This is a genomic window from Thalassovita aquimarina, assembly GCF_018219815.1.
Classification (GTDB): Bacteria; Pseudomonadota; Alphaproteobacteria; order Rhodobacterales; family Rhodobacteraceae; genus Thalassobius; species Thalassobius aquimarinus.
The window spans coordinates 125,908-150,295 of sequence record NZ_JADMKU010000007.1 but is presented as its reverse complement, the minus strand read 5'-3'; the positions used below and the strand labels follow the sequence as shown (position 1 = coordinate 150,295).

The 24,388-nt window shown below is 64.0% G+C and carries 19 protein-coding genes; 9 read left to right on the top strand and 10 right to left on the bottom strand.

Annotated elements, in window-relative coordinates; translation table 11 throughout:
* Positions 1-36 precede the first annotated feature (36 nt).
* The gene (locus tag IT775_RS10230; protein ID WP_212701003.1) at positions 37-1,296 is read left to right on the top strand and encodes a UbiA family prenyltransferase; all 1,260 of its coding nucleotides are present in this window, start codon (positions 37-39) and stop codon (positions 1,294-1,296) included.
* Here IT775_RS10230 and IT775_RS10225 read toward each other — a convergent pair.
* The 9 genes from IT775_RS10225 to IT775_RS10185 all read right to left on the bottom strand — a co-directional run bounded on the left by IT775_RS10225 (position 1,293) and on the right by IT775_RS10185 (position 18,350).
* Positions 1,293-1,730, bottom strand: a complete 438-nt coding sequence (locus tag IT775_RS10225; RefSeq protein WP_246525465.1) for a GtrA family protein — start codon at positions 1,728-1,730, stop codon at positions 1,293-1,295. The genes IT775_RS10230 and IT775_RS10225 overlap by 4 nt on opposite strands.
* 124 nt (positions 1,731-1,854) lie before the next feature.
* Positions 1,855-9,576 (bottom strand): autotransporter outer membrane beta-barrel domain-containing protein, encoded by a 7,722-nt coding sequence (locus tag IT775_RS10220; RefSeq protein WP_212701002.1) that lies wholly within the window; start codon positions 9,574-9,576, stop codon positions 1,855-1,857.
* Between the two features lie 407 nt (positions 9,577-9,983).
* The gene (locus tag IT775_RS10215; RefSeq protein ID WP_246525463.1) at positions 9,984-11,936 is read right to left on the bottom strand and encodes a CRTAC1 family protein; all 1,953 of its coding nucleotides are present in this window, start codon (positions 11,934-11,936) and stop codon (positions 9,984-9,986) included.
* Between the two features lie 306 nt (positions 11,937-12,242).
* On the bottom strand, positions 12,243-12,893 hold the full coding sequence (locus IT775_RS10210; protein ID WP_212701000.1) for a hypothetical protein: 651 nt from the start codon (positions 12,891-12,893) through the stop codon (positions 12,243-12,245).
* 172 nt (positions 12,894-13,065) lie between these two features.
* Complete coding sequence (locus IT775_RS10205; RefSeq protein ID WP_212700999.1) at positions 13,066-13,998, bottom strand: hypothetical protein; 933 nt, start codon at positions 13,996-13,998, stop codon at positions 13,066-13,068.
* An 82-nt stretch (positions 13,999-14,080) separates the two neighbouring features.
* Positions 14,081-14,482 carry a hypothetical protein gene (locus IT775_RS10200; protein ID WP_212700998.1) on the bottom strand — a complete coding sequence of 134 codons (402 nt, stop codon included), beginning with the start codon at positions 14,480-14,482 and terminating at the stop codon, positions 14,081-14,083.
* 221 nt (positions 14,483-14,703) lie between these two features.
* A complete protein-coding gene (locus IT775_RS10195; protein WP_212700997.1) occupies positions 14,704-15,918 on the bottom strand; it encodes an SEL1-like repeat protein in 1,215 nt (404 codons plus the stop codon).
* Complete coding sequence (locus IT775_RS10190) at positions 15,915-17,501, bottom strand: SEL1-like repeat protein (protein ID WP_212700996.1); 1,587 nt, start codon at positions 17,499-17,501, stop codon at positions 15,915-15,917. Before IT775_RS10190 ends, IT775_RS10195 begins: the two co-directional genes overlap by 4 nt.
* Positions 17,502-17,591: 90 nt before the next feature.
* A complete protein-coding gene (locus IT775_RS10185; protein ID WP_212700995.1) occupies positions 17,592-18,350 on the bottom strand; it encodes a prepilin peptidase in 759 nt (252 codons plus the stop codon).
* 150 nt (positions 18,351-18,500) lie between these two features.
* Between IT775_RS10185 and gspG the strand changes: the two genes are divergently transcribed.
* The 7 genes from gspG to gspM all read left to right on the top strand — a co-directional run bounded on the left by gspG (position 18,501) and on the right by gspM (position 23,137).
* Complete coding sequence (gene gspG, locus IT775_RS10180; RefSeq protein WP_212700994.1) at positions 18,501-18,962, top strand: type II secretion system major pseudopilin GspG; 462 nt, start codon at positions 18,501-18,503, stop codon at positions 18,960-18,962.
* Complete coding sequence (locus IT775_RS10175) at positions 18,947-19,447, top strand: prepilin-type N-terminal cleavage/methylation domain-containing protein (protein WP_212700993.1); 501 nt, start codon at positions 18,947-18,949, stop codon at positions 19,445-19,447. The genes gspG and IT775_RS10175 overlap by 16 nt, the downstream gene beginning before the upstream one ends.
* Positions 19,432-19,797, top strand: a complete 366-nt coding sequence (locus IT775_RS10170; protein WP_212700992.1) for a prepilin-type N-terminal cleavage/methylation domain-containing protein — start codon at positions 19,432-19,434, stop codon at positions 19,795-19,797. Before IT775_RS10175 ends, IT775_RS10170 begins: the two co-directional genes overlap by 16 nt.
* Complete coding sequence (locus IT775_RS10165) at positions 19,794-20,474, top strand: type II secretion system protein GspJ (RefSeq protein WP_212701026.1); 681 nt, start codon at positions 19,794-19,796, stop codon at positions 20,472-20,474. The genes IT775_RS10170 and IT775_RS10165 overlap by 4 nt, the downstream gene beginning before the upstream one ends.
* Entirely contained in the window at positions 20,471-21,409 is a 939-nt protein-coding gene (gene gspK / locus IT775_RS10160) for a type II secretion system minor pseudopilin GspK (protein ID WP_212700991.1), read from the top strand. Before IT775_RS10165 ends, gspK begins: the two co-directional genes overlap by 4 nt.
* 64 nt (positions 21,410-21,473) lie before the next feature.
* Positions 21,474-22,646 (top strand): type II secretion system protein GspL, encoded by a 1,173-nt coding sequence (gspL, locus tag IT775_RS10155; protein WP_212700990.1) that lies wholly within the window; start codon positions 21,474-21,476, stop codon positions 22,644-22,646.
* Positions 22,643-23,137, top strand: coding sequence for a type II secretion system protein GspM (gspM, locus tag IT775_RS10150; RefSeq protein ID WP_212700989.1), 495 nt, complete (start codon positions 22,643-22,645; stop codon positions 23,135-23,137). Before gspL ends, gspM begins: the two co-directional genes overlap by 4 nt.
* A gap of 88 nt (positions 23,138-23,225) precedes the next feature.
* Here the strand turns inward: gspM and IT775_RS10145 are convergent, their stop codons facing one another.
* Positions 23,226-23,738 carry an outer membrane protein assembly factor BamD gene (locus IT775_RS10145; RefSeq protein WP_212700988.1) on the bottom strand — a complete coding sequence of 171 codons (513 nt, stop codon included), beginning with the start codon at positions 23,736-23,738 and terminating at the stop codon, positions 23,226-23,228.
* Between the two features lie 97 nt (positions 23,739-23,835).
* On the opposite strand from IT775_RS10145, the gene IT775_RS10140 reads away from it, so the two are divergent.
* Positions 23,836-24,315, top strand: a complete 480-nt coding sequence (locus IT775_RS10140; protein ID WP_212700987.1) for a type II secretion system protein N — start codon at positions 23,836-23,838, stop codon at positions 24,313-24,315.
* The last annotated feature ends 73 nt before the right edge of the window (positions 24,316-24,388 follow it).

The window sequence follows — 24,388 nt, the reverse complement described above, 5'->3', positions numbered from 1 at the left end:
CATTCGCCCAAAGCGACGGCAACGAAGGAAGACCCGATGACAGTCCAGAACGGTAATCTGCCTGCCCTCGTCGTGGACGTGGAAACCGCTTTGCTGCAAAGTGACCTTCGGCTCGAAACCTTCTGGGCGGCTTTGGGACGGGATATCGGGGCAACGCTGCGCGCGCTCACCGCACCGGGACGGATGCAGGCCATGCGGCGGATCGCCGGCCCCGATCCGGACCTGCTGCCGCTGCGCGCCGATGCCGTCGAAAGCATCGAGGCGGCGCAGGCGCAAGGGCGTCAGGTGATCCTAGCGACCGATGACCGGGGGATGGGATTGGCGTTGGCCCGGCGGCTGGGCCTCGGCGCAGATGCGGTGGCGGGTCCGGGCGACGTGACCGATGGCGCCGAACCGATCCCGATGCCACGCGATCCCCGGCCCTGCCGGTTCGCCGTGCTGCTGACCGAACTGCGCCCGCTGCAATGGATCAAGAACGCGCTGTTGCTGTTCCCGCTTCTGGCCGCCCACGCGGTGTCGCTGGAAACCGTGCTGCCGGTGCTGGTCGCCGTCGCGGCCTTTGCCGCCGGGGCCTCATCGCTCTACATCCTCAACGACCTGATGGACCTTGCCGCCGACCGCAGCCACCCGGAAAAACGCCACCGTCCGCTGGCGGCGGGCAGCCTGCCGATCGGCACCGCCATGTGGACCGGCAGCGCTCTGCTTCTGGTGTCGCTCGGGCTGGCAGGATCGGTCAGCGCCGAGGTCGCGGGCTTCCTTGCCATCTACCTGCTGCTGTCACTGACCTATTCGCTGTGGCTGAAACACGTGAAATGGATCGACCTCATCGCGCTGGCGGTGATGTTCCTGTTGCGGGTTCTGACCGGTGGCGCGGCGGCCGAGGTCGGCGTGCTGCCGACGCTGCTGCTGTTCGTGGCGGCGGTGTTCTTCGCCCTTGCCAGCGTAAAGCGGCTGACCGGGCTGTCCCGGCTTCCCACCCGGTCGCACCTGCCGGGACGGGGCTATGGCCAGAAGGACAGGACCACGATCGCGGTGGTCGCGGGGCTGTCGATCGCCCTGGCCGTCGCGACCTTCCTTGCCTATGCCTCCAGCGCCGCGGCGCTGACGCTTTACGGCCGCCCTGCCCTGTTCGCTCTGGTAGCGCTGCCGATCGGGCTGTGGCTTGTCCGGATGGTGTGGCTCAGCCTGCAAGGCCGCGAGGATTTCGATACCCTGCGCTTCGTTACCCGCGACCGGGCCGGGCTGGCGATCATCGCCGTAGGGCTCGCGTTGACCTTGCTGGCGATCCCGGTCTAGACGGTTCGGCCGGCGCGGCCGAAGACATAACGCCGGTCCAGCCGGTACTTGACCACATACCCGACCGTCAGCCCCGCAACCGCCCCCGCTTCGCGCATCGCGTGGGTTTGCCAGATCACCCATGCGGCGGTCTCGGCAGCCCAGAAGATCAGCGTCGTGACGATCCCCATCGCGGTATAAAGCGCGAACTTGCGCGCGTGGGTCGGGATGCCGCCCGATTGGTCGAAGAAGATCCAGCGCTTGTCGAGCAGGTATTTCAGCACCAGCCCCGCGCCGGTGCCGCAAATGACGGCCAGCACGAAACCCGGCTGTCCGGGAATTCCCGCCAGCACCAGGCGTTGCGCCGCAAGATTGGCCAGCGTTGCCAGCCCGGCAAACCCGGCATAGCGAAGGACAAGTGCCGTCGGGCTCAGACTGTTCTGCGACGTTTCCATGGCGGCAGACTAATGCGCTTTTCACGGCACGGGAAACAGATATCGCCCCCGGAACGGCCCGAATGCGAAACGGCCCCCGCCGGGTCTGGCGGGGGCCGTTCGCGTCAGGTGCTGAAACCCGCCGTTACTGCAACGGGATCGTCATCTGCAGGCTGGCGCCATAACTTTCGAAATCGGACTGACCGATCCCGTCGTAATTGGCGCTCATCCGCAGTTCCAAGCCGTTGCGGTCGATGAAGTTGAAGCCGCCCTCGATCCGCGCCCGCAGCCCGTCGGTTTCCGTCGTGGCGTTGCTGGACAGGATCGCGCCCGATCCGTCGCTGAAGTTGTAGATCGCGTCGACGGTGAAATGCGGTTCCCACACGTCGCCGCCCGGCATCACGACCCGGCGCGAGAAGTTGGGCCCGAACCGCAACTGCCCCAAGGCCACCCGTTGGCCGGGAATGGAAACGCCGAGCGTGTCGACGTAGGCCTGTTGGTTTTCACGGATGTAGGAAACCGCGAAATTAGGTGACATCGTCCAGTTGTTCTGCAACTCGTACTGACCGCTCAGGCTGGCATCGACCAGGAACCGTTCGGTTTCGAACGTGTCGGTATAGGTGTTAAACGGGCTGATATCGTTCGTCGAGCGGCCAAGGGCGAAACGACCGTCGAAGATCAGGTTCGGCGCCAGCCGCGCGGTCACGTAAGGCCCAGCCATCCAGCCACGCCCTTCGACGGTGCTGCCGGTCAGGTCCGAGGCGTCCCGCATCGAATCGAACTGGATCAGGGCCCCGATCAGCAAGTCCTTGGACAGCACGTAATCGGCCCCGAAGTAACCAAGCGCGAAATGTCCGCCCGCGCCCTGGCCGCCTTCGAACCTGTTGAAGACCCCTTCGAACCAGACATCCCAGGAAGTGTTCTGCACATACATGTTGTCCAGGTCGGGATTGTGCGCCAAGAGCGCCATCACCCGCGAGGTCCGCATCCGCTGCGACGACGTCGACACGCGGTAATTGCCAGACCCGATCGACATCAGATCGAATTCGAGCGGCGACATCGACATGATATCACCGGTGGCGAAGTTCAGTCGCTGGCCGCCCGTGCCGCCGGAATTCAGCCGCGCAAGCCGGCGCGACTGGCTCGGCTGGTTCGACAGCAGAAGGTTGTTACGGCGGTGCAGGAAGTTGTGGATGGTGTCCACGGTCTGCTGCAGCGACGCCACGCTGGAGATCGTGCAGGTCACGGATTCGAAGTTGTCCAGTTCCAGGTTGATCAGACCGCCGGTCACATCGGCACCGCTGTCGTCATCGCTACAGCTGATCGATTCATTGCCGATCCCGCTGGGGCGGCTCTGTGCCACGGTGTAGCTGCCCGACGGCACCTCAATCGGTCCGATCGCGCCGCTGCCCCCGGAGGTGACGATCGAAAAGTTCAGCGCGGATTCGGTCGAACTGAAGCCGAAGGTTCCGTCCTCGCTGCTTTGCTGCACGAAGGTGACATAGGCGTTGGTGTTCACGATCACCGTCACTTCGGTATCCGCGGGTGCCGCGCTTGCCCCTTGCGAAGAACTCAGCGCGGACAGTGAACTGGCCAGCGCCCCGACCGATGTCGCGGTCACATCGAGGCGGACCTCGCAAGTGTCCTGCGCCGCCACCGTACCGCCGCTGAAGCTGAAGCCGTTTGCCCCCGCCGTCGCGACCAAGGCCCCGCCGCAGGACGAACTTGCCCCGGTCGGATCGGCGATGGTGAGGTTGCTCGGGAAGGTTCCGCCGAAAGCAAGACTGCTGGCGTTGATGAAGTTGGCGGTGTTGTCGATGGTGACGATCAGGGTAGAGGTGCCGCCCTGCGCAATGGTGTCGGGATCGAACCGCTGGGTCATGATCGGCGCATCCGCTGCCGTCACGCTCAGCGTGGCCGAGGCGGTGCCGCTATCACCCAGAGACGAGGTCATCGTGCCACTGGTATTGGTGGCATCTCCCACCGTCGCGGAGGTCACATCGACGGTGATTTCGCAACTGGCCCCGGCTGCGACCGTGCCGCCGGTATAGGTTACTGTATCGGCCCCCGCCGTCGCCGTCAGCGTGCCGCCGGAACAGGTGCTGGCGGCATTCGGGGTACTGGCCACCGTCATTCCCGCCGGGAAGCTGTCGCTGAAATCGATGTTGTCGGCGGACACCAACGTGGCGCTGTTGTCGATGGTGAAGGTCAGCGTCGTCACGTCGCCCTGCGCAATGCTGGCGGGCGCGAAGCCCTTGGTGAAGCCCGGCGCGCCGGCCGCCGTCACCGTCAGCGTGGCCGCAGCACTGCCGCTGTTGCCCAGCGTCGAGGTCAGGTCGCCCGAGGTGTTCGCGGCGGCCCCCGCCGTGGCGGAGGTCACGTCGACCGAAACGGTACAACTGCCGAGCGCGGCAACCGACCCGCCGCTATAGGACACAGACGACGCGCCCGCCGTCGCGGTCACGGTGCCGCCGCTACAGGTGGTGGCATCGTTGGGCGTGGCAGCCACCGTCATGCCCGCCGGGAAGTTGTCGCTGAAATCAAGGTTGTCGGCGGACACCAACGCGGTGCTGTTGTCGATGGTGAAGGTCAGCGTCGACACGTCGCCCTGCACGATGCTGTCGGGCGCGAACGCCTTGGCAAAGCCCGGCGCGCCGGCTGCCGTCACGCTCAGCGTCGCGGCAGCGCTGCCGCTGTTGCCCAGAGACGAGGTCAGGTCACCGGTGGAATTCGCGGCATCGCCTACCGTTACAGAGGTCACGTCGACCGAAACGGTGCAGCTGCCGAGCGCGGAAACCGTGCCGCCGGTATAGGACACCGAAGTCGCCCCGGCCGCTGCCGTCAGCGTGCCACCGGTACAGGTGGTCGAGGCGTTCGGCGTCGGCGCGACGCTCAACCCCGCCGGGAAGCTGTCGGTGAAATCGAGCGCGCTGGCATCGATCGGGGCCAGGCCGTTGTCGATGGTGAAGGTCAGCGTCGACACGTCGCCCTGCGCGATGCTGGCGGGCGCGAACGCCTTGGTGAAGTCCGGCGCACCCGGCTGCCGCACGCTCAGGGTCGCGCTTGCGGTGCCGCTATTGCCCAGCGTCGAGGTCAGATCGCCGCTCACGTTGTTGACCGATCCCGCGGTGGCTGTTGTGACGGCGACCTGAACGGAACAGGAATTGTTGGCCGCGACGGTTCCTGCCGTCATCTCGATCCGGTCGCTGCCTGCGGGCGCGGCGATTGTCGTGCCAGTGCAGGTCGTCGAAAGCCCCGGGGTGGAGGCAACCGTCATGCCGGCCGGGAAGACATCGACAAAGGCAAGGTCGCCCGCAGCCACGAAGGCGCTGGAGTTGTCGATGGTGAACGTCAACACCGTTTCTCCGCCCTGGAAAATACGATCCGGGCTGAAATTCTTGCTGAAACGCGGTGCGGGTGCGGCGGTGACGGTCAGCGTGTCAGTGGCGGTACCGCTGTTGCCCAGCGACGAAGTAAGGTCTCCGCTGGTATTCGCGGCAGGTCCCAAGGTGGCCGAAGTCACATCGACCGAAACGGTACAACTGCTGCCCGCGCCGACCGTGCCGCCGCTATAGGACATCGATCCCGCCCCCGCCGCGGCGGTCACGCTGCCACCGGTACAGGTGGTCGAGGCATTCGGGGTCGCCGCGACGGTCATGCCGGCCGGGAAATTATCGGTGAAATCAATCGATGACGCCTCGACCAGCGCGGCGCTGTTGTCGATGGTGAAGGTCAGCGTCGACACAGCGCCCTGCGCGATGCTGGCGGGCGCGAACGCCTTGGCAAAGTTCGGCGCGGGCGCGGCGGTGACGGTCAGCGTGGCGCTGGCCGTGCCGCTGTTGCCCAGCGACGAGGTCAAATCGCCGGAGGTGTTCAACGCGGAACCAATAGTGGACGAGGTGACATCGACATATAGCGTACAGATCGCGCCCGCAGCAATGGACGTGCTGGTGAAATGAACGTAGGTCGGCGCCGCTTCCCAGAGCGCGTCGCCACATTGGCTCGCATCAAAACCCATATTGAACCCTGACTCGAAGGTCACTCCGGCCGGGAAATTGTCTGTAAACTCGACCGAGGTCGCCGCGATCAGCGACGCGCTGTTGTCGATGGTGAAGGTCAGCGTCGTCACGTCACCCTGAACGATGCTGGCGGGCGCGAACGCCTTAGCAAAGCTCGGCGCGGGTGCGGCGGTGACGGTCAGAGTGTCGCTGGCGGTGCCGCCGTCGCCATAATCGCTGGTCAGCGTGCCGGAGGTGTTGAGATGCGCGCCCACCGCGACCGAGGTCACGTCGACCGAGATCGTACAGGTCGATGCAGCGTTCACCAGACCGCCGCTATAGCTGACCGTCGATCCGCCTGGAGCCGCGGTCAGCGTGCCGCCGGTACAAGTGGTGGCGGCATTCACCGACGGGGCAAGAACCACCCCGGCCGGAAGGTTGTCGGTGAAGCTCAGCCCCGGCACCGCACCGGTGCTGAGGCTGGCATCCACGGTGAAGGTCAGCGTCGTGACATCGCCCTGCGCCATGCTGTCGGGTGCGAACACCTTGGAGAAGCTCGGCGGCCAGGGGTTGATGGTCAGCGTATCGGACGCCCCGCCGACCAGAACGATCCCGGCATCCGTCAGGGCGCTGGTGGTGCTGGTATAGGTCGTCGAGGGCGGGGTCGGAACCGAAATCGTGACGTCGAAATTGCAGCTTTCGCCGGGCGCCAGGGTGCCCGCCGTCATTGCGATGATCCCGCTCCCGGTCACCGTCGATCCGGCACCACAGGGATCGCTGCCCGGCAGCACCGTCGCCGCCGCCCCGGGGATATCGGTCGCCACATCGTCGGTGAAGGCCAGACCGGTGTGTGCAATCCCACCAACCGGGTTGGAAATCGAATAGCTGATCACAACACTGCTATTGGTGTTGGTGGTGGACGGCACAATCGACTTGGTGAAGGTCGGAACCGTGGCCGAGCGTACCTCGATACTGTCGCTGGCCGCAGGCCCGCCGACAGCGCCCGAAGCGGTGGTGCCGCTGACATCCGAGGTGGTGTTGGTCGCGACGCCCAGCGACGCGCCGGCATCGAAATCCACCGGGATCCGAATGGTACAGCTGGTACCGGCGGTCAGCGCCACGCCGGACACCGTCAGCAGCGTTCCGCCTTCCCCGGTCAGGGCGCCGCCACAATCATTCGCGGTCATGGTGCCGAAGCTGGTGCCGCTGAGGAAGCCCGACAGATCGTCGGTGAAGGTGATACCGGTCGCGTCCTCGGTTCCGAGGTTTTCCAGCGTCAGGGTCAGCCCGGCACTTGCCCCGGCCATGACATAGCTGCTGTCGAAGGTTTTGCTCAGCGCGAATGTGGAGGATCCTTCGCCGCTCAGCCCGATGCTCAGCGTATCGCTCACCGGATCGATCGACGTTCCGCCACCGTCGATGGTGTAGGAAATGGAGCTGGTCAGCAGCGAGTAGTCCCCGTCAGCCGCGCCGCCCGGCACCGCAAGGGTCACGTCAAAGCTACAGCTACCTCCGGCAACGATACTGCCGCCGGAAAGGGTCAGGGTGGTCGTGCCGCTCAGGGTCGATCCCGCCCCGCAGGGATCCGTCGGCAGCGGCGCTGAGGCCTGCAGGGTGCTCAGCGACGCGCTTAGCGGGTGGGTGAAGAAAAGACCGGTGGCGTCGTAGGGGGCCGAGTTCGGATTGTTGATCGTATAGCGCGCGGTCGCAGTGCCGCCCGCAACAACCGGATCGTCGATGATTTCGAGCGAGGCGGTTAACGGCGTGGTGGATAGTACCGTGATCGTGTCGCTGGCGGCCGTATTGGCCAATTCGGATACGCCGCCGCCGTCCAGCGACGCGGACAGATTCGAGGTCGTGTTCACCGGCGTCCCTACAGCCGCCCCGAGGGTGACCGTGACATCGATGTCGCAGGTGCTGATGGCCGCCAGCGATCCGCCGGAATAGCTGAACGTACCGGTCCCCACGCCGCTGGGCGTTCCGCCACAACCGTCGCTGACCACAGAATTCAGAGTCGCCCCGCTATGGAAGGTGTCCAGATCGTCAGAGAAGGAAATATCGGTCGCGGAAATGGATTCGCTGCCGTTGGTGAGGGTAAATCTAAGCCCGACGGCACTGCCCGCCGCGGCCGAGCTCTGATCGAAAACCTTGGTCAGCGACATGTTCGGGTCGCTGGGGCTGACCGACAGGTTGGCCGTTGCCACATCGCCGGTCTTACTCGATCCGTTGATCGTGGCAATGATCGCGCCGGTCGTTTGCGGATAAATGCCGGATGCCGTCCCGGCAGGCACCTCGATGTTAAAGGCGATTGTACAGGTGCTGCCCGCTGCGAGGGTGCCACCGGTGTAATTGTAGGTCTGTAACAGAACGCCCCCAAATACTGTCGTCCCCATCGCTCCGCCGCAGGTGTCGGTCGAGGGCGGCAGCGTATAGTTGGGCAGCGCGGGGAATGGCGCTGTGTTACTGAGCGAAAAAGCGATATTGGTCGCCGCGAAGCTGCCGTTCGGGTTGGTCACCGTGAAGGTCACGGTGGTGTCAGTTCCGGCATCGGCCGAGGCCCAGGACATGCCCAGTTGCAGCGCTTCGCCGCTGGCATCGACCTCCAGCGTATCGCTGGCGCCGCTGGCGGAATTCACCGTCGATCCGTCGATCGTCGCGGAAACGGTGGAGGTTGTGTTGGTATAGGTGCCGGTGGTGGCACCGGAGGGAATTTGCACGGTGACGTCGAAACTGCACCAGGCGCGCGCGGCCAGCGAACCGTTGCTTAAGCTGATCAATCCGGAACCGCTGATGCTCGACCCTGCGCCGCAGGGTTCGGAGGGCGCGCTGACCATCGTCGTACCGCTGAGCATCGCGTCTAGATCGTCGGTGAAGCTGATGTTGGTGGCGGCGTCAGCGGCATTCGTGTTGTAGAGGGTGAAGCCCAGAGTAACGGTGCCGCCGGGGGCCACTGGATCGCCCGAGAACACCTTCGTCAACGAAACGCTCGATGCTGGCGGCGCGTTTACCGTAAACTCAGCCGAGGCAACCCCGGAGGTTCCCTGGCTGGAGGTAAGCCCCGACGAGGTCAGCGTATAGCTGCCCGCGGCGGCCCCTTGGATATCCACGGTCACGGTACAGGATCCCGCAGCCGTGAAAAACGCGCCGCCAAGGCTGATCGAACTGCCGCCCGCCGTTGCCGTCAGCGTCCCTGCCGTACAGTCGGTTACGGCATTGGCGGGGGATGCGATCTGCACACCGGACGGAAGCGTTTCGTTGAAAGCGATACTACTAACAACCGTCGATGTCGGGTTTTCGATGGTATAGGTCATCGTGCTGGTGCCGTTCAGGCTGACGGTGTCGGGCACGATGGTCTTGGAAAAGCTGAGCCGGGTGCTGTCGACCGTCAGCGTGGCGCTGGCCGTGCCGGAATTGCCCGCGGACGAAGTCAGGGCCCCGGTGGTATCGGTAAAAGAACCGGCGGCAGTGCCGGTAATGTTGAGCGTGACGGTGCAGCTGCTGCCCCCGGGCAACGCGCCGTCGGAAAAGGCGATCGTGGAGCCACCCGCCGGGGCGCTCAGGCTCGCATAGGGTCCGCCGCCCTGGTCGACCGGACACGTGGTAGACGCATTCGGGGTGCTCGCAATTGCCAATCCCGCCGTCAAATTGTCGGTAAAGGCGAGGGACGTGACCGGGGTGCCCGAACCGTTGGTGATCGTAAAAGTGGCAACCGAGGTGCCATTGACGCCGATGGTCGAGGGGGAAAAGGTCAATGTCCACGTCGGTTGCGCCTGCGCCGCAGCCGCCTGCAATACGAAAGCGACGACGATAGAACCTATCAGCACAAGAGTGTGGGCCAAACGGGCAGCAAGCGCGGAAAAACGGTTCATTCTAAGTCCCTCTGAAATACCAAGACACACGCCCATCAAGCGGCGGTAAAATATCGGTGATAATCGCTTGTATTGAGAGCACAGTTTAGGCGCGCAAACAACATCTGGCTGGGCTCTGGACGCGGATTTGGCGGCGTGCCCTTAAATTAAGGCCTTTGACACAACGTCGTTTTCACGCAAGGCGCCCGGAATGGAAAACGCCGCTCGCACCATCGGGGAATCGCGCGACGGAAACGTGCAGCATCCGCATGAGCCCTTGAAAACACGGAGAGATTCGCGACGCACAACCGGGCGCAACCGGCCTTGCGTCGGGCCGGAGACCGTTTTCTAGTCACCGATATAGAGCCCAGGAAGCGACAAGGCCCCGATCCGGGGCCTTGTCTGCGTGTTTCCGGCAATCCGTCCGATCAGTTCCGCGTAACCGTATAAAGCGCCCCGGGCAGCAGCGGCCCCTGGATCACCGTTTCGGCACCATCGACCCAGAGAATCCGTGCTTGGCGCACAGTGGTCGCGTCGCCCAGCCCGAAATAGGCGCGCGGCGCGTCGAACGACATGAAACCGCCGCCGAGTTGAATTTCGCGGCGCTGCGTCCTGCCGGTTTCATCCGTCACCATGATCTTGGCGCCGATCCCGTCGCGGTTGCCGATGAAATCGCGCAGCTCGAAACCGATCGCCTGGCGCTGCGAATTGTTGCGGAACAATTGCAGCGGCCCGTTCACCGTATGGGTCAGCATGTCCAGATCGCCGTCGTTATCCATGTCGAAAGACGTGGCCCCGGCGGTCATCAGGTAATCTTCCAGCCCCGCCGGTCCGGAATTTTCGGTGAAATGTCCGGTGCCGTCATTTTCGAAATAGAGGTTGGAGGGAGAATTTTCGTTCGGCACCCAGGTGCCGTTGGCGATGAACACGTCCTGATCGCCGTCATTGTCGAAATCCTCGAACTTGGTGTCCCAGCTCCAGCCGCCGATATCAAGGCCGCGCATCTCGGCCTGGTCCTCGTAAGCGGATCCGTTCCACCGCAGCAGCACGTTCTGGTGCAGGATCTGCTGCAGGCTGTCTTCGATTTCGTTCGCGGTGGGGCGCCGCGGCGTCAGGAAATGCAGATCGCAGAAGCTGCGCGGCACCGGTTGAGTGGCGGGGATCAGGATGCAGATCGACGCGTCGTCCTTCTGGATCGCCAGATCCTTGATCAGCATCGCCTTGCATTCGGCCTGATACCGTCCGGTCAGTTCGGCGCATTTTTCGGCATAATTCGGATTGAACTGGTTGCCCGAACGGTACCAGTCCTTGATCTCCATGTTCTTTTCGCACAGCTCACGATCCGCGTCGCGCTTGATCCCGTCGCAATATTTGCGCTGATCCTGCATCTTCAGGGTTTTCGACGCGTGCTTGGACCGTCCCGCGATCTGCGCCAGATAAATTTCGTTCTTCCCGTCGCCGGTCAGATCGCCCACCTTGATCGCCATCGTAGTGGTGGTGATGTGCGGGATCAGCTTGTCTCCATAGGTGATCGCCTTGAATCCGCCCTGACCATCGCCGAGATAGAAATAATCCGGAACGTCGAAATCGTTTCCGATCAGCAGATCGGTCTTGCCGTCATCGTTCATGTCGGAAAACAGCACCGACAGGGTTTCGCCCGGAATGCCCGGCAGATCGGTGAATTTTTCCCCGTTCAGCACGCCGTTGTCGTTCCAGATGATGCGGTTGCGCGACTCCTCGCCCGGGATGCGGCGGTACCAGCCCGCGGTCCAGTTGCCCAGGGCGATGTCCAGATCGCCGTCGGCATCGGGATCGCCGATCGCCATGGTCATCGTCAGGATGGCGCTTTTGCGATTGGCCACCTGGACCGGCGGTTCGGCCCCGAAGGTTCCGTCGACATTGCGCAGAATGTAATTGCCCTGCCGGTAAGAGGACAGGAACAGGTCGGGCCAGCCGTCATTGTCGATATCGGCCAGCACCGCGTTGAACATCGGCAACTTCGCCAGTTCTCCGAAATCCGTGTTGATCCGCGAGAACCGCCCCTTGCCATCGTTTTCGAACAGATAGATGCCCGCTTCGGTCGAGGCGATCGCGATATCCAAATCGCCGTCGCGGTCGATATCCGCGCTCGACACGCTGCGCCCTTCCCAGAACGGCGGCCACATGTCGCGCAGGCTGAATTCCAGTGGCTTGTCGATCCCGGCCTCCCAGGCTTCGACCCGGGTGAAACCGGTATCGGCCGCGGGCGAGGACGGCGCGAAGGTCTTGGCCTGCACCTCGATCCGGTCGACATCCGGGCTGATCACCTGCCAGGGGGCATCGGCGGCTTGGGCGGCGCCAAATGGCGCCCAGCCACAAAGCAGGATCGGCAATGCATGCATCAAGCGTTTTTCAGATCTGGATTGAACGATGTTCTTCATCTTGCCACCTAATACGTGAAGAGAAGTCGAAATTGGCAAAGCCGCGAAAACCAATAGATGCATTGGTTAAACCGGCACTTGGTAAAAAGCAACGAACGAAAAAAGCGCGATACCGGGTTGCCCATCGTGTCCCGGATCAGTCCCGCAAACAGATCGCGGAACCGCCCACAATCCTCCCCTGTGCTCCGCCCGGAAAATTTCGACAGGCGTGTCGAATGAAGGCAAGCCCGTTTTTAACCCTCAGGCGCACAGCGCCCATGGCCTGCATCAATCCCAATCGATTCCCGTGACCTCAAGGCTGGGACGAAAGGCATCATGGATACGGTCGCGCTGGCTTCGGGTGACCTCCTGAACGGTTACAAGGCGGTTTTGCGAATATTCGGATTTCGCCCTGCTGGTCAGCCTGAAGTCCGGGATGCCACGTTCTTGCAAAAGGGCGGGCAAATCTCTTGCCAGCCTGTCATAACGCAACACCCGGTCCACGATAAGCTGCCGTTTTCCGTTCCAAACAACCGAGTATTTCGCGATATCGTTGGGAAACTGCCCGTCCTCTACATATTCCGACCAACTGTGCTGATAACTCCCTCTCTTGTTGTGCAATGGCGAGTTGCGCAGCATATGAAAATGGCTGATGCATTTTTCCACGGGTTCGCGTTCGACGCAGAACGACAGCATATCCCGGAAACGATCCCGCCCGATAAGATTTCGTATCTCCGTGGCAGGCATGTGATTGCGGAATCTTTGTTCCCCATCGGGCCCCAGATGATTGCGCGGGCGGTGCCTAGGATCCGGCGGGTATATCGGCGTAACGATGTCATCGTCACCGACAACGGAGCTCAGATCGATTTCGATACTGGTCCCGGCGGTCTTGGTTGTTTTGATGAAAACGAACTGATGCTCGAAGCTGATGATGGTCATCTGCGGGTCGTTTGGACTTCTTGTGCGTGTGTTCGGGGATGATCACCGACCGGCAGAACAATGTCCAGAGCAGTCCAGACCACCGTCATCTGCGACCGGTATCGTTGGATTTTACCGATCATCAGTGCGGAGCCGGCCGGACAAGCCGACGACGGCTCCGCCGCCTTTCTTCTTAGCTGTCGCTTGCCAGCACACGCACCGTCCCGTCAGAAAACTTGACCTTCAGGTCGCCGTCCGCGGAATCCACATAAATCTGGGCCTGTGCGGGGTTTGCAGATGCAGCGGGCGCGGCCACGCCATCCCGGATCGACAAGAAACCTGAGAGGATCAGGTCCCCATCTGTGTTAACTTCCAGTTCGACTTCATCAGTCCCCCCCGGCGGAGTTGTGATACGGAAATTGTCGCCTTGGTTCTTCAACTGCCAATCCACTCCCGATGAGGTGTTGGACAGTTCGATGATGGCATCCCCGGCGCGGGTAATATCAAGGGCGACCGCGGTGCCCGGCGACGTGGTTCCCAGACCGACATCGCCGTCTGAATCGACGTAAATCGCGTTGCTCGGCGCACTCGGCTTGATCCGCAACGGCAGCTTCGAACCGTTGGTCACGTCGCGGACGAAGAAGTTGGTTTCGTTGCCGGCCACATCCCAGGTTTGCGCCGTGAAGCCCGACGACCCGTCCTGCTGCAGGCGCAGGGTCGGTGTGTTGCCGGTTTTCACGTCGATATCGGTCCCCGGGGTCGAAGTGCCAAGGCCCATGCGGCCGCCATCGTCGACATAAAGCGAATTCGTCGGGGCCCCCGCTTCGATGGTGAAGGGCGTACGGCCACCGTCGATGTCATCGATCGAGAACTTGTTGGCACCGCCATTCGAAGAGTCGTTGACGGTAATCTGCCAGTCGCGCGACGGGAAACTGGCCGAGTTCGAGGTGTCCTGGAACTTGATCCGCAGGTTGTTTTCCTTCAGGCGAATGGTGTCGAAACCGAAGCTTTCACCGTTCACGCAGTCAAAACCGACACAAAGCGATCCGGTGATGATCACGTCATCGTTGAAAACCTGGTCGGCCGAGGCCGCACCGGCCATCGCGACGATGGCGCTGGACGTCATGAACTTTAAGGCATTTAGTTTGAAATATTTCATCGGATCAGTTCTTTCCTATCCAAAATGCTTGAAAGGTGGCTCAAGGGCTTCACCCGTCTTCTTCCTTGATGAGTTCGGGCGTGATGATCACCCCCCGTGCCACAGTGAAATGCCCATTCATGTGAAAGGGTTTCAGCATGGTATTCTTGGCGTTGTCCCCACGGCCGTTGTCGATCGGGTTGGCGATTTCGACCGTCTCCTCCGTCGCCGCGCTCAGTTCATAGCGATAAACGCCATCCACAACGTCGCGCCCGGAAAGCTGGAACACCGGGGTCCCCGTCGCCGCCTCGATCAATGTGACTTTTCCGTTGGGCGCTGCAATGATCATGGTTGCATTGCTAAGCCCAGTCCAGTTCTCGAACCAGACGGCATTGGAATTGTGTTGCTGAACAGGCTCGACTTCGGCCGCCAATGCTGCATTCGTGCAAACGATCGCCGAAGCGAAGAACAAATATGTCAGTTTCCGAAGCACTGAAAAAATCCCCCCATTAACCAATTGCCGAACAATTATAAGCTGCAAATCAGCTATTATCATTGACACTTACTATAACAAAACAGGCTATGTCAGGGAACATTTTTTACCTTCATCCCGACGCTCAACGATAACTTGCAAACATAGAACGGAGATCAACCAAGGGCTCGCCCACAAGGCGTCTGCGATGGGCGGAACCGCTATTTCAGTCTTGCCCGTTTTGCTGCCATTTCCTGCGCTTCGTTGATCTGCATCGGGCTCATCCTCGCCGACAAGTCGGAACTGATCGAAATCGCATCCGGCATGCCCGCCGTGCCCGCAAGGATCAGCCACATGTGGCCAAGCGCGTAATCCTGCGGCACACCAAGGCCTTCGAAATAAAGTATACCGAGGTTTGCCATCGCCGGAGCCAGCCCTGCCTCGGCGGCCTGCCGCAACAGCCAAACGGCAGATTGCAGGTCTTGAAACTGTGCTGGTTCCTGCTGCAGCAGCAGCCAGGCCAACTGGAACTGGGCCACCGGATCGCCGGCCTGGGCTGCCTGACGCAGCAGGTTCAGTCCCTCGTCGCTGGTATCGGGCGCGAGAAGGCGGGCATCATAGACCGGTATTGTCCTGGTCCCGGCATCCCCACCCCGTCCGCCCTTGCGATAGAGTTCGGTCGCCAGCGGTTCGTTGACCTCCACACCGAACCCGTTTTCATACATGACCGCCAGATTGGTCATCGCCACGGTCAGCCCCTGTTCGGCGGCTCTCGAGAACAGGTCGACAGCGCGTTCGTAATCCTGCGCGACGCCGGTGCCTCGCGCATAAAGCAAACCCAGATTGTTCAACGCCCGCGCGTGATCGCGCGATGCCGGCCCCTGATACAGTTCGAGTGCCCGGCCCAGATCCTTTTCGACCCCCAGACCGTTTTGGTAAAGAACGCCAAGGCTGACGGTGGCATCCTCGTGCCCCCGTTCCGCAGCCATTGCATAAAGCTCCGCCGCCTTGGCCGGGTCCGACGTCCCATCGGCACCGTTTTCCAGTGCTGCGGCATAATCGTAGAGGAATTGCGGATCATTCGTTGCCGCCGCCGCCGCCAGCCATTTCAACGCCAGCCCGCCGTCCCGCGACAGCCCGAGCCCGGAATAGTAGTACTGCCCCAGACGGTTCTGTGCGCCCGCATGCCCCTGTTCGGCTGCGATTTTGAACAACTTGGCCGCCCGGGCAAAATTCTGCAGCACGCCGCGCCCATTGTGATAGCGCACCGCAAGCGCGAATTGGGCGTCGACCGATCCCGATTGCGCGGCCTGCTGCAACTGTTCGGTCGGCAGCCGGTCCCACTCGGCCGCGTCCTGCGCGCCGGTTGTGCCGGCCAGCATAAGCGCGATCAGCGCCCCCGCAGCGATCCCCCGCACCATCCGTCGGGCCGTCATTTCGTCACCTCGTCGGGCGGCATGGCGCGGATTTCCTCGAAATACGCCCTTGCGGCGCGCTGCGCTTCGGCAATCTGTTCTGCGGTCATCAGATCGGAAATCACGTCGCGGAACTTGGCCGCTTCGCCATGGCCGCTGGCACCGGCGATGTTCAGCCATTTATGCGCCTGCACGTAATCCTGTTCCACACCCTGTCCCTTGGTCAGCATGACGCCCAGTTGGTACTGCGCCGTCACATCGCCGTCGAAGGCCGCGGATTCGAGCAATTGCGCCGCCTCCTCGAGATTTTCGTTGGCCTCCAGATAGATCTGCGCCAGCGCGACCTGCGCCGGGCGCAGCCCTTCATCCGCCCGTGCCTTGACCCAATCGAGCGCGGGCTTGTCGCCCTGCCCGGCCGCCGCCACCGCCCACGGCACCGCATGATGCGGCGGCGCCAGACCGTCGAGCTTGCCCGCCCCCGCCAGTTGCCCCAACCGAAGCGCGACGCTGTCATCGCCCTGCGCCAAGGCCTTGCGGTAGAACCGTACCGCCTTGGGAAGGTCGGGCGCATCGCCGGTACTCTGCTCCAACATCCGCCCCATGGCGGCGCTGGCCGGGCCATATTCATCATCCGAAGCGCGCTGGAACCACGCCCAGGCCCGCCCCGGATCGGCAGGCAGGGTACCACCGTCGAGATGGGCTTGCCCCAGTTCGAACATCGCCTGCGTGTCGCCGCGCTTGGCCGCCTCGGTCAGCCAGCGAACCGCTTCCTCCGCATCCGCTTTGACGTAATCGCCGATCAGGTATTTCTTTCCCAAGGCGCGCTGCGCCGCGACCAGGCCGCCTTCGGCCGAACGGCGCAGCCAATCCGCCGCCGCCGCGCGGTTCCGTTCCATGCCATTGCCGGTATCCAGCGCAACGGACATGAAATACTGCGCCTCGACATGGCCCGCTGCAGCCGCCTCGGCCAGCCAGCGCGCAGCCTCCTCGTCGTTCTTCTTGGTGCCCCGTCCGCGCGCAAAGGCCTTGCTGAGTTCGTATTGCGCCTGCACATGGCCGCCTTCGGCAGCTGCGAGGAACCAGTTGAAAGCCTGCTTTTGATCTTCCTCGATGCCGACCCCCTGCAGATAAAGCAGGGCGAGGTAGTATTGCGCTTCGCTCTGCCCCCGGGCCGCCGCGTTCGAAAAGAGTTCGGCCGCGCGGTCGGGCCGGTAGTTCGTGCTATTCTTTTTTGCCGACAGATACATGCGCCCCAGCAGGACCGCTGCTTCGGCGTGGTTCTGTTCCACTGCCTTTTCCAGCCAGTCCCGCGCCGCCGTGGCATCGCGCGGACCGCCCTTGCCTTCGATCAGCACCCGGCCATAGCGATATTGCGCCAGCGCCGTACCGGTTTCTTCGGCATGGCGCTTCAGCCCTTGCCGAACGAACACGTAGTCGCCGCGCTGCCAGGCCTGTTCGATCTCGGCCATGCTGGGCCGGTCAGCGACCGCGCTTTCGGTCGCCTTCTGGGCGTCGTCAGCGGCCTGTTCCTGTTCTTGCGCCACAAGCGATCCGGGCAGGGCCAGAAGGACGGGAAGAACGACTATGCGTGTAAATTGCCTCATGCGACACCAAATCCAATTCGCCGTGAAAAAGTCAAAGTTGTAAGCCCGGTTGGACCTTAGGGTTACGGCACGGCAAGATCAACGCCCCACTCAAGCCAACGCATCCAGCAGCCAGAGCAGCGCCGCCGCGGCGCATAACGCGGCGCCGAAGGGCAGTTTCTGCGTCCCCAGCGGCGACCCCGACCTGTCCGAAAAAATCATCTGCCGCAGCAGCGCCACGGCCAGTGCGCCGAGTGACGCGATCAGCAAAAGCGCGGGCAGATCGAACGGCCCCGCATACGCCCCCAGTCCGGCCATCAGCTTCACGTCGCCCAGGCCCAGCCCTTCGCGCTCCCGGATCGCCCGGTATCCGATCCGCAACGCCAGGAACGCGCCCGCCCCCACCGCCGCGCCGATCAGCGCCAGGTCCAGCTGGCCGGATCGTCCCGCCATCGCCAGGGCGACGATGAACAGTGCTCCGGTCAAGGGGTCGGGCAGCCGGAACCAGATCAGATCGCTTACCGCCAAGGCCAGCAGCGCCCACAGAAACAGCGCCGACAGCCACATCTGCACCGCGTCGCCACCGGCCAGAACCGCCAGAACCGCCGCCCCTGCCGCCGCGATTTCGGTATAGAGCGTGAAAGGCGGGATCGCGGCACCGCAATGGCGGCACCGCCCCCGGTGCATCGCGAAAGAAACGACCGGCAGCAGATCGCGCGCGCCCAGCCGCTTTCCGCAGCTCCGGCAGACCGACGGTTTGACCACCACGCCTTCGCCCCGCGGCAGGCGATCTGCCAGAAGCGCCAGGAACGACCCGATGAACGGGCCGATCAGGATCAGGAAAATCGCGGAAAAGCTTGGGTCTGGCAACAAACGGGTCCACTAAGAGGGCTGTATGACGTTTAAAGGCTCCGCACCGTTCTTGTCCATTGCCGCGCCGGGGCAGGTTCGATTATCCAAGCATGGACATTGGTTAACCGCCTTACCTATCATGCGCATGAATAAAAGGATTTTTCGTCCATGACGCTTCAAACGCTTTCCGCCAACAGGAACAGCCAAGGCCGCGACGATGGCTTTTCCCTGCTCGAACTGATGGTGGTGGTTGTGATCCTGTCGGTTTTGGCGCTGGTGATCGTGCCGCGTGTCATCGACCGCCCCGATCAGGCCCGCGCCGCCCGCGCCAAGACCGATATCGCCGCCATCTCCAGCGCGGTGAAGCTCTACCGGCTGGATAACTTTCGCTACCCCACCACGGAACAGGGGCTGAATGCGCTGGTCACCCGCCCGGGCACCGACCCGGTGCCGGAGAACTGGGCGGCGAACGGTTACATGGACCGGATGCCGATCGACCCGTGGGGCAAGCCCTATCAATATCTGCAACCGGGCGTGCATGGCGATTTCGACATCTTCACCTATGGCGCCGATGGCGTCGCCGGCGGCGACGGCGCCAATGCGGATATCGGATCATGGGACGTGCGCTAGACCGCCCTCCTGCGACGCTCGCCCCCGGCGCCACGCCGCCACCGCACGATGCGGGTTTCACACTGATCGAACTTCTGATCGCCGTCGCGGTCATGGCGGTGTTGGCCGTCGGGGTTAGCCTGACAGCGCTGCGCGGGCCACGCGAAGAAAGCGACCTGGCCCTGTTCCGCAGCCAAGTCGAAACCGCGCGGCTTCTTGCCGTCACCGGGCAGCAAAGCCGGGGGCTGAACATCACCGCACGCGGCATGCGACTGGCCAAACATACCGACAGCGGATGGACCCAGTCGGAGAACGAACTGCTCTGGCGCGGCCGGGTGGTGCTGGACGTGCCCACGACCGCCCGGCCGGGTGGGATCGACACGCCGTCGCTGGTGTTCCTTGCCAACGGGCAGACCACCCCGTTCCGGGTGACGTTTTCCCATGCGGGCCGGTCCGCGGAATGCAGGTCAGACGGCTGGACGGGGCTGATATGCGACGGCGGCTGAAACGCGACAGGGGGCTGACCCTGCTGGAACTGATCATCGCGGTGGCGGTGCTGGCCATCGGCAGCATCGCCGCGCTCCGCGCCACCGATCAGTCGCGCATCGCCATCGGTGGCGAAACCCCGCGGCTTCTGGCCCGTATCGCCGCGCGCAACAGGGCCGAGGAATTGCAGTTCCTCGGCGCCACGGCGCAACTGCCCGGGACGGTGCGCATGGGCGGGCAGGATTTCCGCCTCAGCGTCGAACGGGACACCACCGCCGGAGGCCTGATCAAGGCCACCGTGACCGCCCGCGCCGAAACCGGCGAAGGGGCGCAACTGATCCTCTATCTGCCGCCCGGGGGGCCGCGATGAACCGGCGCGGCAGAAATACCCGTGGCATCACCCTGATCGAACTGGTGGTGGCGATGGCGACCTTCGCGCTGGTGGCGGTGATGGGGGCGCAGGCATTGACCGGCATGATGCGGATGCGCGACGACCTGTCGAACCGGTCCGGTCGAAACGCCGAACTGGCGCTGGCCACCAGCCTGATCCGCGCCGACCTGTCCGCCGCTTTGCCGATGCTGTTCTACCCGCCGGGCAACGCCGCGCCGCGATCGGCGCTGCGGCAGCGCGGTGATGTTTTCGCCCTGTCGGTGGGCGGGCAGCCGGTGATGCGGCCAGGGCAGGACGGGGGGTTCCCCGGTTCAGTCCGCCAGCGGGTGGAATACCGGCTGGACCGGACGACGGGCACCCTGCTGCGCCGCCACTGGGCTGCGCTGACCCCGGCGCGAGCTGACGCGCTGAGCCCCGAAATCCCGGTGCTGACCGGCGTCACCGCCCTGCGCCTGCGCAGCTTCTGGGACCAGATCGGATGGGTCGACGGCGTCGCCCCACCCCGCGCAGTCATGGGGGACGGGCAACACGCCACGGACCGCGATCAAACCGGCGCCGCACCCGAGGTTTATTCCAGCGCCCTGCCGCTGGCGGTGGAGCTCACTCTGGACACCGAAAGCCACGGCTCCATTACCCTGCTGGAGGCGCTGAAATGAAGGATCGCGGTTTCGTCCTGATCAATGCGCTGGTGATCGTGGCGGCGCTTGCGGCGGTGGCGGTGCTGCTGTTGACCCGTGCCGAAACCGGCCGCGCCCGGCTGCAGGCAGGGATCGAGGCGGAACAGCTGACCCTTGGTCTCGACGCGTTCGAAGCACTGGCCGTCACCCTGCTGATGCAGGACACCAACCCGGCCGTCGATCATCCCGGCGAAGACTGGGCCAGCGCCGGATACGACGTGCCGCTGGCGCGTGGCGCCGTGGCCGGGCAGATCCGCGACCTGCAGGGACTGTTCAATGTCAACTGGCTGGCCGATCCGGAGAACACGTTGGCCGCGCAGGCCTTCGACCGTTTGCTGACGCGGCTGGCGGTGCCGTCGAATGCCGGCGCCGCGATCCGCGATTTCGTCGGCCCCGGCGGGCCGGACGACAGCGCCGCCTTCCTGCGCCTCGATCCGCCGCTGGCGCCGGTGGGCGGCAGTATCCTGATGCTTGACCAGCTGCGATCCCTGCCCGGCCTGTCGCGGCGCGCCTTTGAACGGCTCAGGCCCTACCTGACCGCGCTGCCGGGGGACAGCCGCTTGAACGTGAATACCGCGCCGCATCATATCCTCGCCGCCTTCCTGCCCGACTTGCCCGGCGCCGCGCTGAACCGGGTCGTGTCGGAGCGTGACCGCGATCCGTTCCGGTCTGTCGAAGCCTTCATGACCAAGGTGGGACTGGCCCGGCCCGAGAACGACACCGAAGACGCAGACGGAAACGACGAAGACCCCGCCACGCTGAGCGCGGACGATATCGCGGTAGGATCGGACTGGTTCCAGGCCGACATCACCGCGCGGCTTGACGATCGCATGGCCGAGAGGGTGACGGTGATCCGACGCACCGCCCCGCCGCGCCGCCCGGAAATCGCTTGGCGGATCAGCCGCTGGCCATGACGTATTGCATGTGCCCGCAACACCCGGCATCCTGCCGCCGACACAGATCCGATTGGACCCGCAAGTGACAGCCGCAGCACAGAAATCCGAATCCAAGGCCGAATTCGTCCGGCTCGGTGCGGGTGTGCCCGGCGCGCGCCAGGTGGCGCTGGTGCCGGGGGTCGAAACGCCGCTCTATAGCCTTGATCTGCCGAAGGGCCTGCACGGACAGGCCCGCGAACAGGTGGCGCGGCGACAACTGGCCGACCGGATCGGGCTGCGCGACGGCAGCGTTGAAATGCGGCCCTTCGCGCCGGGGAAAAGCGGCGACGGCTGGAACAAGGTTCTGATCTGCGATCCCGAGGCGTTGTCGCAATGGCGCGGGCTTTCCTGCCGCGCGGTGCTGCCCGATTACCTGTCGCTGCCCGCAGCCGAGGGCATCTGGACCGTGCAGCGCGACGATATCGACGGCATCCCGCTGATCATGGCCCGGCTCGGCCCGCGGGACGGGTTAAGCGCGGCGCCCGAAATCGCCCTGCGCATGCTGCAACAGGCGCTGACCGGGGCAAGACCGCGTGCCATCCTCAATCTCGGGGCAGCGCTGCCGGAACTGGCGGAACTGGCCGCCGCGCAGGATGTCCTGGTCCTGCAGTCAGTCGAGGAACTGGCGAAAAAGGGCCTGCCCCTGCCGCAGCTGCTCGCCCATGGCGAATTGTCCTGCGACCTGCGCACCGATCCGATGGCGGCGCGGGCGCGGCTGTCGCGTCGGGTGCTGCCGTGGCGCTGGCCTGTACTGGCCGGGGCCGCCGCCATCGTGATGTGGGCGACGGCACAATGGATAGCCATCGACCGGCTGGACACCCAGACCCGGCAGATCACGCAACAAACCGACACCCTCGTCCGGCAGCATTTCGTGGCCACCGGCCCCATTCTGGACACCCGCCTGCAGGTCAGCCGCGCCCTGGCGCAGACCCGTGCCGCCGCGCAAACGGGCCGCGACCGGGGCGATCCGCTGGACCTGACCATTCGCGCCGCCGAAGTCATCGCCCGGACAGGGGCCCGGACCGAAAGCATCCGGTTCACTGAAAATGACGGCCTGACCCTGATCCTGCGCCTGCCCGATTTCGCCGCCGCCGAAACCGTCACCGCCGCGCTGGTGGCCGAAGACTTGCCCGCCACGTTGGTGGAATCGAGGGTCGGCGACACGCAGACCGGCGTTCGCACCGAAATCCGCATCGCCCCCGAGGTGACCCAATGAACGCGCGCCTGATCGATCTGCTGTTGCGGCTCAGCCCGCGCGAACGCGGATTGCTGGCGTTTGCGGCGCTGGTGGTTCTGCCGCTGGTGATCGTGCTGGGGGTCCTGCTGCCGCTGAGCGAAAAACGCGAAGCGGCGCTGCGAGACCGGGCCGATGCCCAGGCGCTGCAAATCTGGGTGCAGGACCGCGTCGCAGAGCAACGTCAATACGCCGCCGCGCCCGCTGCCTCCCCCGCCACTCCGATCGGGTCGAGCGGCATCGAACGGGGGCTGATCGAGGCCAAGCTGCGCCGCGCGGTGAGTGAGTTGGGCACCCGGACGGACGGCGTCGTTGAGTTGCGTTTCGATCAGGTGGATTTCGCAAGGCTGGCGACCTGGATGTCGGCCGCGCATCCCGACTGGGGATATGACATCGAAAGTTTCCGCTTCGAGGCCGGCGAGGAACCGGGCAAGGTCTCGGCCTGGCTGGTGCTGACACCGCGGCAGGGCTGAGGAAACGCCATCCCGAGCACTGGTGCTTTCGCGACGCTCTGATCGCTTCAGGCCCGATAAGATCCCGTTTCAGATATTCAGAGCGCCGTCAAAGCCGCGACAGACGCGCTTCGATCCCGGCCTTGCGCCCCGCCATCGACCCCAGCGGATCGAGATGGGGATCGTTCTTCAGCACCTCGGCCAGCGCCGCTTTCGCCGCGATCAGCATCTGCTTGCCGGCCACGCTTTCGCCCTTGCCCAGCAGTTGCAGGCCCAATTCGTGCTGCGCGGTGCCCTGCACCGCCAGCGCGGCGCTGCGTGCGGTGCCTGTCTGGCCCTCGGCAAGCCCGCCCGCCAGTTTCGCCGCTTCGGCGTAATTGCCGTCGCGCAATTCGCTGTGGGCATATTCCAGTTGCAGGCGCGGGCGCAGCGACCCGGCATCGGACATCAGCTGCGCGTAATTGCGCTTGGCGCGCTTGTAATCACCAGTTTCCAAGGCCTCGCGCGCCACGGCATAACGGGCGGCAAACCCGCCCGATCCGGCGAATTCGCCGTCACAACTGCCCAGCATCAGCACGACAGCCCCGGCAAGACCGGCCTTGAGAATGGGATTTACCTGCATTGTCTGCTCGTTATTGTGTTATTGCTTTAAAATAGCCTAGCATGTTTCAACCAATGCGTCCATCTGGGACGCGATGCCCCGAAAGCCGGAAGACCCCATGCGCCTGATCGCTGCCCTGTGCACTGTCATGACCCTCGCCGCCGCCGGTTTTGCCGGACAGGCGCTGTGGCAGGAGGTCAACGCGCCGGTGGAGGACCTGCAACCGATGGCAGCAGGGCCTGAGACCGATCAGGCCGCCGCCCCCGCCCAACCGCGCGCGACCCGGCACTGGTCGCCGATTTTCGGCGAACCCCAGCCGCCTGCCCCGGCAGCGCCACCGAAACAGGCAATCGCGGAACCGCAGCCGCCGAAACAGCCCAAACCACCGCTCAGCAGCCTGGGCTACACGCTCAAGGGCGTGGTGCGGGCCGGACCGGACACCTGGGCGGTGCTGTCGCATCCCACCGGTGAGAAGTTACTGCGGCGGGGCGAGAAACTGGGCGGCGGCATCGTGGTGGCCCGGATCAACGAGGCCGGAATCTGGCTGTCGCGCGACGGCGACGAGGCCGAATTACTGGCGTTTCCGGAACAGCGTTGAGCGTCTCCATTTTCCGAAGCTAAATCACCGGCGTACGTTTGAATTAAAACGCCCGCCCGGCAGAAGGCCGGGC

What these genes read in the sequence shown, in the direction of transcription:
- IT775_RS10230 (WP_212701003.1), top strand. Translation starts at nt 37, where the DNA reads ATGACAGTCCAGAACGGTAATCTGCCTGCCCTCGTCGTGGACGTGGAA.
- IT775_RS10225 (WP_246525465.1), bottom strand. Translation starts at nt 1,730, where the DNA reads ATGGAAACGTCGCAGAACAGTCTGAGCCCGACGGCACTTGTCCTTCGC.
- IT775_RS10220 (WP_212701002.1), bottom strand. Translation starts at nt 9,576, where the DNA reads ATGAACCGTTTTTCCGCGCTTGCTGCCCGTTTGGCCCACACTCTTGTG.
- IT775_RS10215 (WP_246525463.1), bottom strand. Translation starts at nt 11,936, where the DNA reads ATGCATGCATTGCCGATCCTGCTTTGTGGCTGGGCGCCATTTGGCGCC.
- IT775_RS10210 (WP_212701000.1), bottom strand. Translation starts at nt 12,893, where the DNA reads ATGACCATCATCAGCTTCGAGCATCAGTTCGTTTTCATCAAAACAACC.
- IT775_RS10205 (WP_212700999.1), bottom strand. Translation starts at nt 13,998, where the DNA reads ATGACGTCCAGCGCCATCGTCGCGATGGCCGGTGCGGCCTCGGCCGAC.
- IT775_RS10195 (WP_212700997.1), bottom strand. Translation starts at nt 15,918, where the DNA reads ATGACGGCCCGACGGATGGTGCGGGGGATCGCTGCGGGGGCGCTGATC.
- IT775_RS10190 (WP_212700996.1), bottom strand. Translation starts at nt 17,501, where the DNA reads ATGAGGCAATTTACACGCATAGTCGTTCTTCCCGTCCTTCTGGCCCTG.
- gspG (WP_212700994.1), top strand. Translation starts at nt 18,501, where the DNA reads ATGACGCTTCAAACGCTTTCCGCCAACAGGAACAGCCAAGGCCGCGAC.
- IT775_RS10175 (WP_212700993.1), top strand. Translation starts at nt 18,947, where the DNA reads ATGGGACGTGCGCTAGACCGCCCTCCTGCGACGCTCGCCCCCGGCGCC.
- IT775_RS10170 (WP_212700992.1), top strand. Translation starts at nt 19,432, where the DNA reads ATGCGACGGCGGCTGAAACGCGACAGGGGGCTGACCCTGCTGGAACTG.
- IT775_RS10165 (WP_212701026.1), top strand. Translation starts at nt 19,794, where the DNA reads ATGAACCGGCGCGGCAGAAATACCCGTGGCATCACCCTGATCGAACTG.
- gspK (WP_212700991.1), top strand. Translation starts at nt 20,471, where the DNA reads ATGAAGGATCGCGGTTTCGTCCTGATCAATGCGCTGGTGATCGTGGCG.
- gspM (WP_212700989.1), top strand. Translation starts at nt 22,643, where the DNA reads ATGAACGCGCGCCTGATCGATCTGCTGTTGCGGCTCAGCCCGCGCGAA.
- IT775_RS10145 (WP_212700988.1), bottom strand. Translation starts at nt 23,738, where the DNA reads ATGCAGGTAAATCCCATTCTCAAGGCCGGTCTTGCCGGGGCTGTCGTG.
- IT775_RS10140 (WP_212700987.1), top strand. Translation starts at nt 23,836, where the DNA reads ATGCGCCTGATCGCTGCCCTGTGCACTGTCATGACCCTCGCCGCCGCC.